General features: G+C 37.4%; 16 protein-coding genes and 4 pseudogenes. 7 read left to right on the top strand and 13 right to left on the bottom strand.

The window, feature by feature from the left end; translation table 11 throughout:
- A pseudogene (locus MOB98_RS15605) lies at positions 1 to 102 on the bottom strand (amino acid transporter); the annotation flags it as partial.
- A gap of 80 nt (positions 103 to 182) precedes the next feature.
- Between MOB98_RS15605 and MOB98_RS15600 the strand changes: the two are divergent.
- A complete protein-coding gene (locus MOB98_RS15600; protein WP_268367175.1) occupies positions 183 to 1,634 on the top strand; it encodes a PLP-dependent aminotransferase family protein in 1,452 nt (483 codons plus the stop codon).
- A 13-nt stretch (positions 1,635 to 1,647) separates the two neighbouring features.
- On the opposite strand, the pseudogene MOB98_RS15595 reads toward MOB98_RS15600, so the two are convergent.
- Positions 1,648 to 1,781: pseudogene (locus MOB98_RS15595) on the bottom strand (pentapeptide repeat-containing protein); the annotation flags it as partial.
- Between MOB98_RS15595 and xepA the strand changes: the two are divergent.
- The 4 genes and pseudogenes from xepA to MOB98_RS15575 form a co-directional block, all read left to right on the top strand.
- Positions 1,770 to 2,595, top strand: a pseudogene (xepA, locus tag MOB98_RS15590) (phage-like element PBSX protein XepA); the annotation flags it as partial. The pseudogenes MOB98_RS15595 and xepA sit on opposite strands and share 12 nt — an antisense overlap.
- 44 nt (positions 2,596 to 2,639) lie before the next feature.
- Positions 2,640 to 3,062, top strand: a complete 423-nt coding sequence (locus MOB98_RS15585) for a phage holin family protein (RefSeq protein ID WP_268359954.1) — start codon at positions 2,640 to 2,642, stop codon at positions 3,060 to 3,062.
- Positions 3,063 to 3,105: 43 nt separating this feature from the next.
- On the top strand, positions 3,106 to 3,930 hold the full coding sequence (locus tag MOB98_RS15580; RefSeq protein ID WP_268359953.1) for an N-acetylmuramoyl-L-alanine amidase: 825 nt from the start codon (positions 3,106 to 3,108) through the stop codon (positions 3,928 to 3,930).
- Between the two features lie 321 nt (positions 3,931 to 4,251).
- Entirely contained in the window at positions 4,252 to 5,136 is an 885-nt protein-coding gene (locus tag MOB98_RS15575; RefSeq protein ID WP_268359952.1) for an EamA family transporter, read from the top strand.
- 107 nt (positions 5,137 to 5,243) lie between these two features.
- Here the strand turns inward: MOB98_RS15575 and MOB98_RS15570 are convergent, their stop codons facing one another.
- The 9 genes from MOB98_RS15570 to rapE all read right to left on the bottom strand — a co-directional run bounded on the left by MOB98_RS15570 (position 5,244) and on the right by rapE (position 11,761).
- Positions 5,244 to 5,534: a contact-dependent growth inhibition system immunity protein gene (locus tag MOB98_RS15570; protein WP_268359951.1), complete on the bottom strand. Its 291-nt coding sequence runs from the start codon at positions 5,532 to 5,534 to the stop codon at positions 5,244 to 5,246.
- A gap of 109 nt (positions 5,535 to 5,643) precedes the next feature.
- A complete protein-coding gene (gene yqcF / locus MOB98_RS15565) occupies positions 5,644 to 6,222 on the bottom strand; it encodes a type VII secretion system immunity protein YqcF (RefSeq protein WP_268359950.1) in 579 nt (192 codons plus the stop codon).
- 350 nt (positions 6,223 to 6,572) lie between these two features.
- Complete coding sequence (gene cdiI, locus MOB98_RS15555; RefSeq protein WP_268359949.1) at positions 6,573 to 6,932, bottom strand: ribonuclease toxin immunity protein CdiI; 360 nt, start codon at positions 6,930 to 6,932, stop codon at positions 6,573 to 6,575.
- 96 nt (positions 6,933 to 7,028) lie between these two features.
- The gene (locus tag MOB98_RS15550; protein WP_268367176.1) at positions 7,029 to 7,481 is read right to left on the bottom strand and encodes an SMI1/KNR4 family protein; all 453 of its coding nucleotides are present in this window, start codon (positions 7,479 to 7,481) and stop codon (positions 7,029 to 7,031) included.
- A 99-nt stretch (positions 7,482 to 7,580) separates the two neighbouring features.
- A complete protein-coding gene (locus MOB98_RS15545) occupies positions 7,581 to 8,021 on the bottom strand; it encodes an SMI1/KNR4 family protein (protein ID WP_020956118.1) in 441 nt (146 codons plus the stop codon).
- Between the two features lie 15 nt (positions 8,022 to 8,036).
- Complete coding sequence (locus MOB98_RS15540) at positions 8,037 to 9,872, bottom strand: T7SS effector LXG polymorphic toxin (protein WP_268359946.1); 1,836 nt, start codon at positions 9,870 to 9,872, stop codon at positions 8,037 to 8,039.
- Positions 9,873 to 9,986: 114 nt separating this feature from the next.
- On the bottom strand, positions 9,987 to 10,400 hold the full coding sequence (locus MOB98_RS20910) for a hypothetical protein (protein WP_419901007.1): 414 nt from the start codon (positions 10,398 to 10,400) through the stop codon (positions 9,987 to 9,989).
- A 109-nt stretch (positions 10,401 to 10,509) separates the two neighbouring features.
- The gene (gene phrE, locus MOB98_RS15530; protein ID WP_014114495.1) at positions 10,510 to 10,644 is read right to left on the bottom strand and encodes a phosphatase RapE inhibitor PhrE; all 135 of its coding nucleotides are present in this window, start codon (positions 10,642 to 10,644) and stop codon (positions 10,510 to 10,512) included.
- The gene (rapE, locus tag MOB98_RS15525) at positions 10,634 to 11,761 is read right to left on the bottom strand and encodes a response regulator aspartate phosphatase RapE (protein ID WP_268359944.1); all 1,128 of its coding nucleotides are present in this window, start codon (positions 11,759 to 11,761) and stop codon (positions 10,634 to 10,636) included. The genes phrE and rapE overlap by 11 nt, the downstream gene beginning before the upstream one ends.
- Positions 11,762 to 11,987: 226 nt before the next feature.
- On the opposite strand from rapE, the gene MOB98_RS15520 reads away from it, so the two are divergent.
- A complete protein-coding gene (locus tag MOB98_RS15520; protein ID WP_268359942.1) occupies positions 11,988 to 12,116 on the top strand; it encodes a hypothetical protein in 129 nt (42 codons plus the stop codon).
- Positions 12,117 to 12,163: 47 nt separating this feature from the next.
- Here the strand turns inward: MOB98_RS15520 and nfsA are convergent, their stop codons facing one another.
- Complete coding sequence (gene nfsA / locus MOB98_RS15515) at positions 12,164 to 12,904, bottom strand: oxygen-insensitive NADPH nitroreductase (protein WP_268359940.1); 741 nt, start codon at positions 12,902 to 12,904, stop codon at positions 12,164 to 12,166.
- Positions 12,905 to 13,253: 349 nt separating this feature from the next.
- Positions 13,254 to 13,613, bottom strand: coding sequence for a winged helix-turn-helix transcriptional regulator (locus MOB98_RS15510; protein ID WP_268359938.1), 360 nt, complete (start codon positions 13,611 to 13,613; stop codon positions 13,254 to 13,256).
- A 97-nt stretch (positions 13,614 to 13,710) separates the two neighbouring features.
- Between MOB98_RS15510 and MOB98_RS15505 the strand changes: the two are divergent.
- Positions 13,711 to 14,232: pseudogene (locus MOB98_RS15505) on the top strand (NADPH-dependent F420 reductase); the annotation flags it as partial.
- Positions 14,233 to 14,492 lie beyond the last annotated feature (260 nt).

Here is a 14,492-nt window from a genome sequence, read left to right as displayed (position 1 = left end):
TCTGCGCCCCCAGCGGCAAAATTAAACCAAACGCAAGCACAACGCCGTGAATGATTGCATTCATGTTGAAAAAACTCCCTTCACATCTGTTTTTTCAATCATAAGGGAGATGTTTACCTAAGTCTCCGGCCATTTGGTTGGGTTTGAGACCAGCCAAATGTATAATGTGAAAAAAGGGGGGCATGACCATGTCACAATGGCAGCCAAGCCGAGATTCGGATATTCCGCTGCATCGACAGATCGAACAATATATGAAAGACAAAATTCTTCACGGAGAGTGGGCTGTAGGGACGAAAATCCCTTCACAGAGAACAATGGCCGCCATGTTTCAAGTCAACCGCAGCACTGTGACAGAAGCCATTGATGAACTCACGTCTCAAGGCCTGTTAGAGGGGAGAAGAGGAGGGGGCACGAAGGTTGTAAACAGTACTTGGAGCGTGCTGGCGGCTGAGCCTCCGCTCGATTGGGGCGATTATGTCCGCTCAGGCATTCATCACCCTAATAATTCTATCATTCAGGATATTAATCAAAACGAACCAAGAGCGGATATCATCAGATTGGGCACAGGTGAGCTTTCACCGGATCTGCTGCCTATTGACGCAATGCGCCGGATGTTTCAGCAGATCAATCCGCACGCGCTGTCTTTAGGGTACGAGCAGCCGAAAGGAAACCGTCATCTGAGGGAAGCAGTGGCGGAGCATTTAAAACGAAAGCAGATCCATGTGTCACCGTCAGCGATTTTAATTGTATCCGGCGCGCTTCAGGCACTTCAGCTCATCTCGATCGGTCTTTTAAAACGAGGCTCTATCATTTTGACTGAAAAGCCTTCTTATCTTCAATCTTTGCATGTGTTTCAATCAGCGGGGATGCGTCTTCGCGGCTTGCCGATGGATGAAGAAGGCATCAAACCGGGGCTTGTTTCTTCTTATCGAAAACAATACGGAGGACAGCTGCTGTACACGATTCCGTCGTTTCATAATCCGACAGGCACTGTCATGTCAAAGCAGCGAAGGAAAGAGATCATCTGTATTTCAAAAAAAGAGCAGCTGCCGATCATTGAGGATGATGCATACGGTGATTTATGGTTTGAAGAAAAACCGCCTCAGCCGTTAAAAGCAATGGATCAAGAAGGCAATATTCTGTATCTGGGCACTTTTTCAAAAACAGTGAGTCCCGGCCTTCGAATCGGCTGGCTGGCCGGACCGGAGCCGGTCATTGAAAGGCTGGCCGACATTAAAATGCAGACAGACTACGGATCGAGCGGCCTGTCTCAGTGGGCGGCTGCCGAATGGCTGTCACAGGGGTATTATGAAGAGCATCTGACATGGATACGCAGGGAGCTAAAACAAAGGAGAGACGCGGCGCTTCGTTTTCTTGAGCAGTATGCAGGGGACATCGCGACGTGGACAACTCCCGCCGGAGGCTTTTATATTTGGGTTACATTCAACAAACCCTTGCCTATCAGCCGTTTCTTTCATGACTTGCTGAAACAGCAGGTGCTGGTGAATCCCGGATTCATTTATGACGGCGAAGACCGAAACAGCATCAGGCTGTCATATTCCTATGCATCTCTTACGGATTTGGAAACAGGCATTAAGGCGGCAGCCTATACAGCTCGTCGCCTGATGTCCTAAGCTTTTGTTATACAATGACAGCACAGCTGAAATCGGCGTTTATCAATCACATTTTTCAAAGATCACATCGGTCAGTTCAATATGCAGGAAAGACACATCGATAAACACAACATTTCTGAATAACGTTTTTTCACACAAAGAGGGAACAGAGATTTTATAGTGCCCTTGGCTACTATTTCAGGTAATGCGGAGCTGCTGACAAACGCAGTCTTAAAAGCGACCGAAGTGTACACGCAATATGGCCAAGATCGATTAAGTCAGGTTTTAATTTCAAAAGTAAAAGGTCACGCTTATTCTGATCGTGAAGGTACCTTATTTATTGAAGAAAGTAACGATATGAATTCTTGGACTACAGTCTCTTCATTGGTCGTTAAAGAAATACGCATGGCGAGACTGAATGGATTCATTTAACTAAACGTTATTTCCGTTTCAGATACGCAAATGGTAACCTACAGCAATCAGAATTCTTACTTTACCAGTCACTGGGCGCAGGTGAAGAGGATATAAACATTAACGACACTGTTCCTATTACAGCAGTTGCTCCGCTCTCAGTCCAGTTAGATAAAAGCGGGTTAACTAATGATGGTCGTTTAAAAGTTCAGACTGAAGGCTTGGATCTTAGCTCATTAGACACTCAAGCAAAAACAATGGATATTGTTTTTCACGATAAAACAGAAACCATAGGTGAGGGTAACCCATTCACCGTTGGATCATTCAAAACGTTACTCATTGAGGGTTATGGGACGGCTGAGACAAGTGAATTGAAGTTCTGGGGTAAATCCTTATCGGGAACAAAAAGAGCCTTGAGGGGCAGAAAGTGGATGATGGAACGTTTGCCACTAGCACAAAAGGAAAATCTGAAGCTTGGTCTTTTAACATTACTGGTTTTAAAGAAATTGTCATGGAGCTTACAGCTTTAACAAATGGAAACTTTTCAGTTAGAGGGACGGCCGTCTCATAAAATCCGGCTGTCCTTTTTTATTGCCTCGGAGGAGGTGATTAGAAATGGAGGAGACAAGTTTGTTTATCAATTTTGAAACATTAGATTTAGCAAGAGTATATTTATTTGGAGGGGTGAAGTACCTTGATTTACTTCTAGTTCTTAGCATAATTGACGTTTTAACAGGAGTAATCAATGCATGGAAATTCAAAAAGCTGCGAAGCCGGAGCGCATGGTTTGGATATGTCCGCAAACTACTTAATTTCTTTGCGGTCATTTTAGCAAACGTTATTGATACAGTCCTCAATTTAAACGGCGTCCTAACCTTTGGTACCGTTCTTTTTTATATCGCTAATGAAGGATTGTCAATAACTGAAAACTTAGCACAGATCGGTGTTAAAATCCCTTCAACCATAACAGATCGATTACAAACAATTGAGAACGAAAAAGAACAGAGTAAGAATAACGCAGACAAAGCTGCTGGCTAAGCCAGTGGCTTTTTTATTACACAGACAGAGGGAGAGAGGATATATGGCCATTAAAGTTGTTAAGAATCTAGTCTCTAAATCAAAATATGGATTGAAATGTCCAAACCCTTTGAAAGCTGAATATATCACTATTCATAACACTGCGAATGATGCTTCAGCAGCTAATGAAATCTCTTACATGAAGAATAACTCTAGCTCAACGAGTTTTCACTTTGCGGTAGACGATAAACAAGTCATTCAAGGAATTCCAACGAATCGAAATGCATGGCACACAGGAGATGGAACAAACGGTACAGGGAATCGTAAGTCGATTGGTGTCGAAATTTGTTATAGCAAGTCAGGAGGGGCACGATATAAGGCAGCGGAAAAGCTTGCTATTAAGTTTGTGGCACAGCTGCTTAAAGAACGCGGCTGGGATGTTGACCGTGTCCGCAAGCATCAAGACTGGAACGGTAAGTATTGCCCACACCGTATTTTGTCAGAGGGAAGATGGGATCAAGTTAAGGCTGCCATTGAAAAAGAATTAAAGGCGCTAGGTGGGAAAACAAGCACAAGTAAAACAAGCACAGCCAAAAAGAAAACAACAAGCTCAAGCAGCAAGAAAACGTCATATACGCTGCCTTCTGGCATCTATAAAGTGACAAGCCCGATGCGAAAAGGAGACGACGTAAGGCAGATTCAAAAAGCACTTGCGGCTCTTTATTTCTACCCAGACAAAGGAGCGAAGAATAACGGTATCGACGGCGTATATGAACCGAAAACAGCAGATGCAGTTAGACGATTTCAGTTGATGCATGGACTATCTGCTGATGGAATTTATGGACCTAAGACTAAAGCCAAACTTGAAGCTCTATCAAAGAGGAACTGAACAAGCTCTAAGAATAATAAAACAGCTCCTTATCCTTTTAAATAGCACAATTTTGGTTGAGTGACTTTTGCCATTAGCCATTACAACCTTTATATCCAAAAATTCTTAATATACATCCAAATATTTTTATTATATACTTATCTAACCAAAAAAAACTGGAGGTTGGTTTATTTATGCCATTATCAAATTCAATGACAAATCCGAGTGTTAGACTTGCTACTTCTCCACCACCACCGTTTCTGCTCATAAACACGCTTATATTTAAAACAGATTAAGAATCTGCGAAATATAAGCTGTTTCGCAGATTCGAAGGAGTAGAAAATGAAATCTAGCATACAGTTTATATTATCAATGATTATTTTTGGTACAATTGGTTTAATTGTGAGATACATTGACTTATCTTCGAGTGAAACAGCATTTTTAAGTAGCTCAATTGGTTTTCTCTTTTTAACACTTGTGTTTATTAATAAGAGAAAAAGCTTCTCGTGGCAAAAAATAAAAAGTTGTGGGATATTTCTTTTTTTATCGGGTATTGCTTTGGGAGGAAATTGGATATTTCTTTATCAATCCTATGAGTATACAACACTAACGAATGCCACGTTAGGTTATTATTTTGCACCTGTTTTTGTGATGTTACTTTCACCTATTTTTTTAAAGGAAAAACTCTCATTTAAAAAAGTGATATGTATCTTCGTAGCAGTATTAGGGATGATGTTCATTGTCGGAAATGGTGTTAGTGCATCCGGAAGAGAGGATTTAATTGGGATTATTTTGGGGTTAATTGCAGCTGCATTTTATGCTGCGTTAATGTTGTTAAATAAGTTTATTAAAGAGATGAATCGGCTGGAAGTAACCATTATCCAACTGTTGGTCACAGCTTTAATTCTTCTACCATACGTCCTTATTACAGAAGGACTTAACATGCTAAGTGTATCATCATCATCAATTCCTTTTATAATCTTTCTGGGGATTGTAAACACAGGAATAGGGTTCTGGTTGTTCTTCTCTGGCATGGAAAAATTAAAAGGTCAGAGCATAGCTGTGTTGAGTTATGTTGACCCATTTGTTGCTATTCTCATTTCTGGTCTAGTATTACAAGAGCAATTCACGCTATTACAAATTATAGGTGGAGTTCTTTTATTAGGGTCTACTTTTGCTAGTGAAATAAGGTTTCGCAGAACACAAGAGTGCGTCAAACGATTTTAGTCTATGTGTAGGTTACTTAGGACGACATTTATGGTCCTAAGACTAAAGCTAAAATTGAAGTAATATAAAAGGCCCTCTCATAAAATGGGGGCCTTTCAGTGTTTTTTTTAAATAGCTTCTTTTAGTTGTTCTATTACACTTTTCAACCATTCTATTGGTGGTAATCCAATTGTCGGGAAATATATTTCTGCATTACACTTTATAATGTCTTCCTTTTCTTCTTTAGTTAGATTGCTATTTAGAAACTCTTCGCAATACTTTACTGTAAATAGCAAACCTTCTTTACTAATTTCCTCAATAAATTCGTCTAATGCGTGTTCAGGCGATTGGATATCTTGATGAAATGTTCCACCTAAAAAATTTACTAATTCGTCTAAGAAATCATAACTTTCATCCATGGTACTTCCTCTCTTTTTTATATGGTTGGTTGGAATAAGCCCCCATTAAGAGGGACTTGTAAAGTACTCTTCTTTATTAAATAAAACATCAATTTTGAATGAATGTTATTTAAGCAACAGATTCTCTCTTTATATCAAAAATATCAATCTGCTTTGATTCCAAAAGATCTTGTAAATGGTCTGGACCGTGTTGTTCAGCTACTTGCAATTCTCCTTCTGAAATAGGTAAAGCCATTAGCCAAGTAACATTTTTGTTGCTAAATTCAAGTAGCTCTAAATCTTCCTCCCACAGAAATGGGGAAACGAACATAACATGTCTCATGTCGGTTTCCTGATCATACATACTAATCACATTTTTAAAAATAACACCTGGTGCACAAGTGAAATTTGAGTTGATTATATTAAAGGCACAAGTTGATAAAACATTAGCATATATGTCTGAAGCTGACTCCATTGCAGCTACGATTTCTATCCGCAACGGAGTGCCATTCACCTCATAATTAATAGAATGATCCGACAAGCCTAGAGTTGCATATGACGTGATACCTTCCTGAGGCTGGTCACTAACCGATAAAATATCTATGTTGCTATTCTCGTTATCATCCCAATATTTCGTCACTTTCGGTTTACCTCCAAAAGCTCCTAAAACTGTTCTAGCAATTACTTTATTTTCTTGTGTAACGCCCATTAGACAATCTCTCCTAATCACCAAAGTATACTCCTTTAGGACAAAGGTAATTCAGGTTGATAAAGCTCTGGATTTTTGTTGTTAGTTTAGGATTCGTTAACTTAAAAACCTGACTTGGAGTTAAGCTTTTGTTAATTCTGCGTACTCCAAAAGGAACCAACATTTTGCGCTACTGAGGCTATGTTCTTGCCTTTCTTTGAAGACTTTATTCCTGAACATATCACGTCCAGTTATAGCCTTACCATTTGCTCAAAGCGAAGCCTTCTTGAAATAGAACAAAGCCCCTTAGAAATTTCATGGTGCTTTAAAATAACATAACAATGTACAACATAGAAATATTCAGCTTTTCCTTATAGCTTAATATTATATATCTCTTTAATGGTTCCCATGTATTTTTCTACTTCTAATTTATTGTCTAGGTGTCGTTCTACATATTGACCAACAATTTCATTTAAATATTTATAAAAATTTTCGTAATCTAATATGACTTCTTCATCTTCTTCGACTGCTGGGTAATCGAAATAAAAAGCTATACCCTCATCTCCAAAGTAATCTTCTTCCCACTCTTTGTAGTCATCAGCAAATACACACCAAACATTCTCTATACCATAACCTTCTCCGTTGGAGAATTTCTCTAAAATTTGTATAAATCGTTCATCACCCACAACCTTAAAGAAATAATTAATTAATTCTTTATTTTTATTATCCATTTCATTTTTACACCGAATTAAAGCCTCTCATAACGAGAAGGGCTTTCCACCTTTTAATACTCTCTTCTCAAAAAGAAGGGGAAAGGCTTTATCCGTTTATCCCTCGTATAGTTTATTAATCAACTCTGTAAATGAATCACAAACATAGCTAATGGAACTTTCCTTATCTTCATAAGCTATCTCATGATCCCAAAAAACAATTACGGGTTCTTGAGAAGACATTCTGTAATCAAAACAAAAGAGGTTTCCCCCTGCATCTGTAGCAAAAGGTATGATCTTATCAACTAACCGGTCTTTAACATTATCAATGGTACTAAGGAGATCAATTGGCCAAGTAGGATCTCCTATGCTCAGTAAATTGTTGATTGATTCTCGAGAATCTTGGAATAAAACAACCTTTTTATCTATAGGGGAACATCCATTATGGTCTTTAATGAATTCTTTGTAATCTGTCGGGAACTTGATTTTTAATTTCTCTTCTACCTCTTTGATCTGACTGTTTGTCGCCTCTTGAAAGGTGCTTCGTTTTCTCCATTTAATACTTTGCATTGTTTAACCTCCTACTTGTTATATACCGAGCAAAGTTATCCCTTGTATTAAATAAAAAGAGCCTTTCTCCTCAAAAAGAAGGGGAAAGGTCTTATCCGTTTATTCCTCGTATAGTTTATTAACCAACTCTGTAAATGAATCACATACAGGACTTAAAGCTCTTTCAGGATCTTCAAATGCCATTTCATGATCCCAAAATACAATAGAAGGACTACTGAGTCCTTTTCTAAAATCGAAGCAGATTTCATTGCCAAACACGTCATCGGCAATCGGTATTACTTTATCTGGCATTCTGCCGTCTCGATAACGATTAGAAACGTTAACTATATATGATTCACTTTCTTTATGGAAGCTATGTAAGTATCCGAATGCAATTCCTTCCCTATCTTCAAGATCAAAAGTTTCAGGAGAGGGGGTAGCGCCAGAATAGATTTTGACATATTCTAAATAATCTTTTGGGAACTTTACTTGTAACGTGTTTTCTACTTCAATAATCTCCTCGTTACTAACAGGTTGCTCTCCGAAATCCCATTCCACCATTTTAATAAACTCCTTTTATCTGTATTTGGAACCTCCGCCCCATATGTTTCTTCCACCAGTATGTCCTGTCTTACCATGAATATCTGCATCTACTAGCTGCATTATACCTTCATTTTGATGGTGATGCCATGTAAAACCTTTTGGTTTTTTGCCTTTTGAAATCTGTTTTAACTGCATTTCTGTAAAGTGTTTTTTCAACTCAGGATTTTTATTAATTTCTTGCTGTAACAGTTCAGTGGCTTTTTTAAATTGTACAGTATCTTTCTGTAGATATAATGATTTATCAATCTTTACTTCGGCAACTGGATCAAAAATTGGGAAGCCATCTTTATCATAAGGTACTCCGGTTACAGGGTGAACATCATTTTTTAAATGTCCATTTTTTAAGTTGGTTGTGACAGTGTTGCCGAATGCATCTTTATGCGTATATGGTGCAGCTTGGACGAATTGATCTTGTTTGGATTGAATCTCTTTTTTTAATATAGATGTATTCTTTACATTGTAAGTGTTCTCTATATCTTGAGCTATTCCTACAAGAGCCAGTTCATCTTTATTTCCAGATAAGGATTTGATGTATTTTTTTCCTTTAGAGATTCCTTTATTTACATGGTTAGTTGCTGTCTTTTCTCCAGCTTCCAAAACTTTATCTACCTTAGTTGCGCCAGTTTTGGCAATCTTACTAGATACTTTTACAGCAGATCCTGCGCCTTTTAATCCAACTAGATTGCCGATTACATAGGTAACATAGTGTGCCTTTGAGTATGTATCACCGTTTATAAATTTATCATTCCATGAATCAGCTATATTTTGCCATATGATTTTAGCATATGAAGGTGTATTCAACACAGTACTAATTGTTGTGGCAACTTTTTGCTTATCAGAGAGTTGGGAGAATTCCCAGGCACCGACAGCTAAGTCTTTTAAACCAATTACAGTATCTTTTCCAACATCATAAAGACCGACACCGACTCCTTTGAAGCCCTCCGTGAGTTCATGTGTGTTTTCAATCTGTGTGAAATACCTTTGCTGATCCTCTGTTAGGTTCTCGTAACCAATAGTTTTAGCCATTGAATAGAATTCATCTGCATCAGCATAGTCGTAATTTTCCAGTCTTTCTTTCAGCTTTTCGATTTCCCGTTCTTTTTCTTCTTTCTTCTTAATCGTCAAATAAGCTTCTGTACGCATTTCAATATCGCCTTTTTTCTTATGTATGTCACTCTCACGGTACGCCTTAGCGTTGTAGTGGATGGGCGTAGCGTTTTTGCCTTTGCCTGTTGCTTCTTGGAGCTTTTGGAAATCTGACTTGATGAATTGTTCATTTGGCTCTGACAGGGCATATTCTGTCAGTAAATCTTCGTCAAGGTCACCTAGTTTTTCAATGGTTTTTTTACGTTTGTCATTGGCATCTGCAAGCTCATTCTTGAAGTTTTCTGTTGAAAACAAGTCGAGCGGAAGGATGTCGTCAATGTCGTTTAGGATATCTTTCATGGCTTTTTTCTGTTCAGACATGATGGACTTTGATTTTTTATGGGCGTTAGCCAGTTCATGTTCTAAAAAAGACTCTTCAATATAAGCATCAGAGAGGCCCTTGTCCTCGACAGCTCCGGCAATGCTGTTAAAGAATGCGATTTTCATGTCAATGTAGTCAATCCATTGATCAGTGACACCAACATGATCGTGATAGAATGCTTTAATGTTATTAGCGCCTTTACCAGAGAATTCGCTGTCATCCAGTTCAGCGACGCTTTGTAAAGCTATTCTCAAGTTGACCATTTGCGTCCTTAGTTCTTTATATTCTTTGGCGCGGTCTGTAGCTTCAGACATAAGTGTTTTAGCTTCAAAGACTTTCATAATCAAACCCTCTCATTTAATCATATAACAAAATATTACCATGGAAGAATGATGAAACTAACTGTTATGTGGATCAAAGGGTGGAAATGAATCGTTAGATCTGTGTCATTTTACCTATTTGTTAATCCTTTCAATGAAAGGGGACTTTCCAATTGTAACATCGCCATCATGAAAAAATTCGATAACGTAGCCAGATTCACTAAACATAAAAGTATCTGATCCAACGGCAGTTACATTATCAATTACATTTAATGCATGCTCAATACTGGTTTTTAATGCTGGCTGTTCTCCATAACCCCAAAGGATGATAATGTTTCTATCTTTAAAATGTTTTTTAGCTAGCCAATCGTAAATCTCTTCCTCGTAATCTATAGATTGGTGACAACAAACTTCTTCCCACTTAATTCGTCCCCAAGATGTAAAGGGAAAACTGTTTGAAAGCAGTTCATAATATTTTGCCGTTAATTCCTCTGATAAGATTTCTTTGTTTTTCCCTAGAGCTTCTAAGCATTCATCAAATAAGTCCAAAATGTTCACCTCAAAAGCTTTATGTATGATGGATTTTTTCAGTATCAGAAATAAGAAAAAGCCGTTATGAAACGGCTAAAGGGAATCAGAACTAATGTTGTTTATCGAATCAAACAAGGAATTCATGAGTAGGTGCTAGAGTTACATTCCGGGATGCTTCCTTCATTTCGCCATTAGACATAGATCCGAAAAAGGCAAGTCCAATTAAAACGGCGGATAAACTGATAAACAATTTAGATTTCATACATGCATTCCCCTTTCGATATTTGCTTTTGAGCATATACCATCTTCTTGAAACAGATGATACTATCCTCTATTTTTCCATTATAATCGAAAAGGTTGCCTCCTAACAATGCCAGCTCTTCCAGATAAGGGTATCCTTTGCCATTCTCTAAACGAGAGAAAATGTTGAGGAGTTTAGGTGTATCGCCATTTCTTATATAAAGAACGTCTAATGCTTCAAATAAGTTCATAAAAAGTTCGTCTTTAAAATCTACAGCACTTCTGATTCCTTTGCGGAAGCAATCCATTGCTTGTTCTTTTTTCCCTTGTTTAAAATAAATCAACGCTAGGTCATGATAAGCTTGCGGAAGTACGTCAGAGTTTATTTTTCTGTATTGAACCAAGGCTTGTTCGATGTAACGTGCAGCCTTATTTAAGTTGTCCATTTTGTGATAGCAGTTGCCGAGATTGAAAAATGCAGTGGCATAGATGTGAGTATTTTTACTTTTAAGCAGCTCGGCACCTTTTAAAGCTTCTTGAAGGTGGGGGAGAGCTTTTTCATGATTTTCAAGGTCATCGTAGTTGCCGGCAATCACAAAATGACATTGAATACGCCGAACAGAATAAAGCTCGTGTTTCTTATAGATATTGTATGAAAGTTCAGCATAGTGCATTGAGATGTGAGTCATTTTCATATGATAATAGACTTCGGATAACTTAAAATAAAACTCTGCTTTTTCAATCTTGTCGGAGATCGAAGGAATTTTACGTTCAGCTTTTTTATAATATGTAATAGCCTTTGTATATTCACCGTTTCTAAACTCATACATCCCACGGAAGAAGTTATAATAATAAGCTCGCATATTATCTAGTTTTTTCTTATGGCCTTCGATTTTCTTTAAATATTCTGAAAGCTCCATTCGGTTTTCATCAGATGGCAGCGTGTATTCCAACATGATCTTATGGCGAAAGGCCATCAATTGATAATAAATAAGCAAATCTTGATCTTCTTCCATAACCTCTATATCACGTTCTTTTTCAGCTTTTAACATTTCAGCATCAGTAACGTTGAATTTTTGAATATGCCTATGCCATTCATTAATTTTCATTCCCACTTCAGCTGATGTGATTGATATCAAGATATTCACCCTTCCCTTAACTCTACTAGTAATGTAAATATTAACAAGTTTTTGTTCGCAGAAAAAGGCAATAGGGCACCGCAATTTAAATTTTCGGTCAGACCGCAATAACTTTTTAGTTTCAGTTAAATCAAAATAGTTATGGAGATGGCTCATTAAAAATAATTTCTTTTTCTGAGAGGTAGGGGCAGATTTCAGAATAATAAGAAGAAAGGAGAGATTATAAATGAAAATCAGCCAGATTATATTGACAGTAATTGTGTTAAGTAGCATCTTAACACTTACTCACTTTAATGGTGAAAATAGTGCTTCGAAAGATGATTTTAAAATTGCTGCAGATCGAGTTGGTGCATAAAGAGGAAGAGCGTTAAAACTCTTCCTCTTTTTTGGATTGCAAAAATTTTATTTTTTAGCAAATCCCTGTTTATTTAAATACTCAAGCATGAAGGGGAGTTTGCTTCTTTCAAGGTGGTCCTCAATATGATCTTTCCATCCCTTTACTTTTTTCACGGTGAAAGGCGCTTTAACAGGACGGTTTCGGTAGTACTCACGCATCTGTTGATCATAGGTTGCTAATTTTTCTTCATCTAGCGATTGATATTGATTATCAAACATGACCATTGATTGAGGCAAACGTGGTTTTAGTCCAGGTTTCTCTTCAGCAGGATGGCCTATGCATAGCCCAACTAAAGGAACCACATGCTTCGGTAAGTGTAATACCTTAGTTAGTTCGTTAATATGAAGTCTTACTCCACCGATATATACACCACCGAGTCCCATTGATTCGGCTGCGGTCAAAGCACTTTGAGCCATTAGTCCAGCATCAAATGTACCTATTAAAAGGTATTCAATATACTCAAGGTCTACATCGGGAGCAATTTGATGATTTCGGTTAAAGTCCGCACAAAAAATCCAAAACTCTGCTGCTTCTTCAATATAAGGCTGATTCGCAGAAAGCTCCATCACTTTTTTTCGAAGATCTGGATCTGTTATTCTAATGATTGAAACGGCTTGGAGAAGGCTGAAAGATGATGTTTGATTAGCTGCCTTAAAAATTGCTTCTCGTTGCTCCTCTGTCAATGGTTGATTTGTAAAAGAACGTATGGATGCATGATTACTAAGTAATTCAATTGTAGTATTCATATATTGACATTCTTCCTTTCTTAAGGTTTGAAACTAAGTATGGCTTGCATAGATTATAATAAAATCATTACTCATAATTTATGAAGAGGGCAATTTAAATGTCCGTAGTACATTTTTTTGTACTTAATAGCAAAAAGCAGGTAAAAAGATGGCTAGACGGATTTGAAAAAGAATGTAAATGGAACAAACAAAAGATGATTAAGCCGGCACATGTCCTTAAAAAAGGAAGCTATTGTTGTGTTATCCTGCTTAGTTAATAAAAAGAAGCTGCCATGTTAGACAGCTTCTGATCTGTTAACTCTTGCCCCCGTTACTTTAATACATTTCTTCACAAACTCTTATCGTAAAATTAGTCTACCTGCTCTCCAAACTTCTTCCCGAGCTCTTCCATTAAATCAATTATAGGAATGAATTCCTTCCCTTTTGAGGTTAGTGAATACTCTACACGTGGAGGTACCTCAGGAAAAACCTCTCGCTTAATTAATCCATCTGTTTCTAGTTCTCTCAACTGTTTTGTAAGAGAACCTTGTGAAATATCCCATAAAAAAGCTTTAATTTCGCTATAACGACGTTCTTTTGTTTTTAAAAACCAAAGAATAATATACTTCCAGCGTCCTGAAAGCATATTTTGGGCATAGGCAATACCATATACTTCTCTTTGTTCCTTTATATACTCTTTGTCAAATCCACCCTTACATATTCTGGACACCTTTTCACCTACTTTCTACTGTTAAGTACAAAAGAATGTACTACGGCAATTTTAATTGCCCACTTTAAAAAGATGAGAAATGGTTTTATTCTAGTATATGTTAAAGAAATATTCAATAATCAATTCGTTTGGAATTATAGGTGTAGGATCAATTGGCTCAATTATTCTAAGAATGGCATGATGTCAAAATTGCAGATGCAAGGGGAATTGAATATTTAGAAGGAAAAGAGCTTGCTGGAACACCGGTGCGCGTAGAGGATGCAATTAAAAATATTGATGTTCGTATCATATCTCTTCCTACAAAAGCAATGCCAAGCATTCGGAACATTATCGATCAAGTCGGAGAGGAAGTAATCATTGTAGATACTGCAAATTATTATCCTTTTAGAGACGACAAAATTGAAGAAATCGAGAACGGAATGGTTGAAAGTGTTTGGGTTTCAAATCAATTAGGGAGACCTATCATTAAAGCATTCAACAACCTATTAGCCTATACGTAGAAAATGAAGGAACATCCGCAGATACTAGTGAATGAATAGCAATGGCAGTTGCTGGTAATGACGCATCACAAAAACAAGTAGTCATGAACGTAGTATCCGAGTTAGACTTCGATGCAGTATATTTATACTGTGTAGCAATTATCTTCTTTGAACAAACTGTAAAAAATAGTGAGATGAAAGGTCTTCCACATACGGTCCAGTTTATAGAATGAAAATTAATGCAATTTAATTTACATTATGCTGATACGTCACCCAAACAGAAAAAACTACATAGAACTCTAAGAAAAATGCTCTCTTATATGATTGTTGGTTCTATAATTTTCCCTCCGTTCTGGATAGTTACAGCCCGTTAATAATGTGAGGATGCCTTTAAATTGAC

This window comes from Bacillus sp. N13C7 (genome assembly GCF_026790065.1).
Classification (GTDB): domain Bacteria; phylum Bacillota; class Bacilli; order Bacillales; family Bacillaceae; genus Bacillus.
Note: the sequence above shows the minus strand (reverse complement) of the source record. Positions and strands in the feature narration are given on the sequence as shown.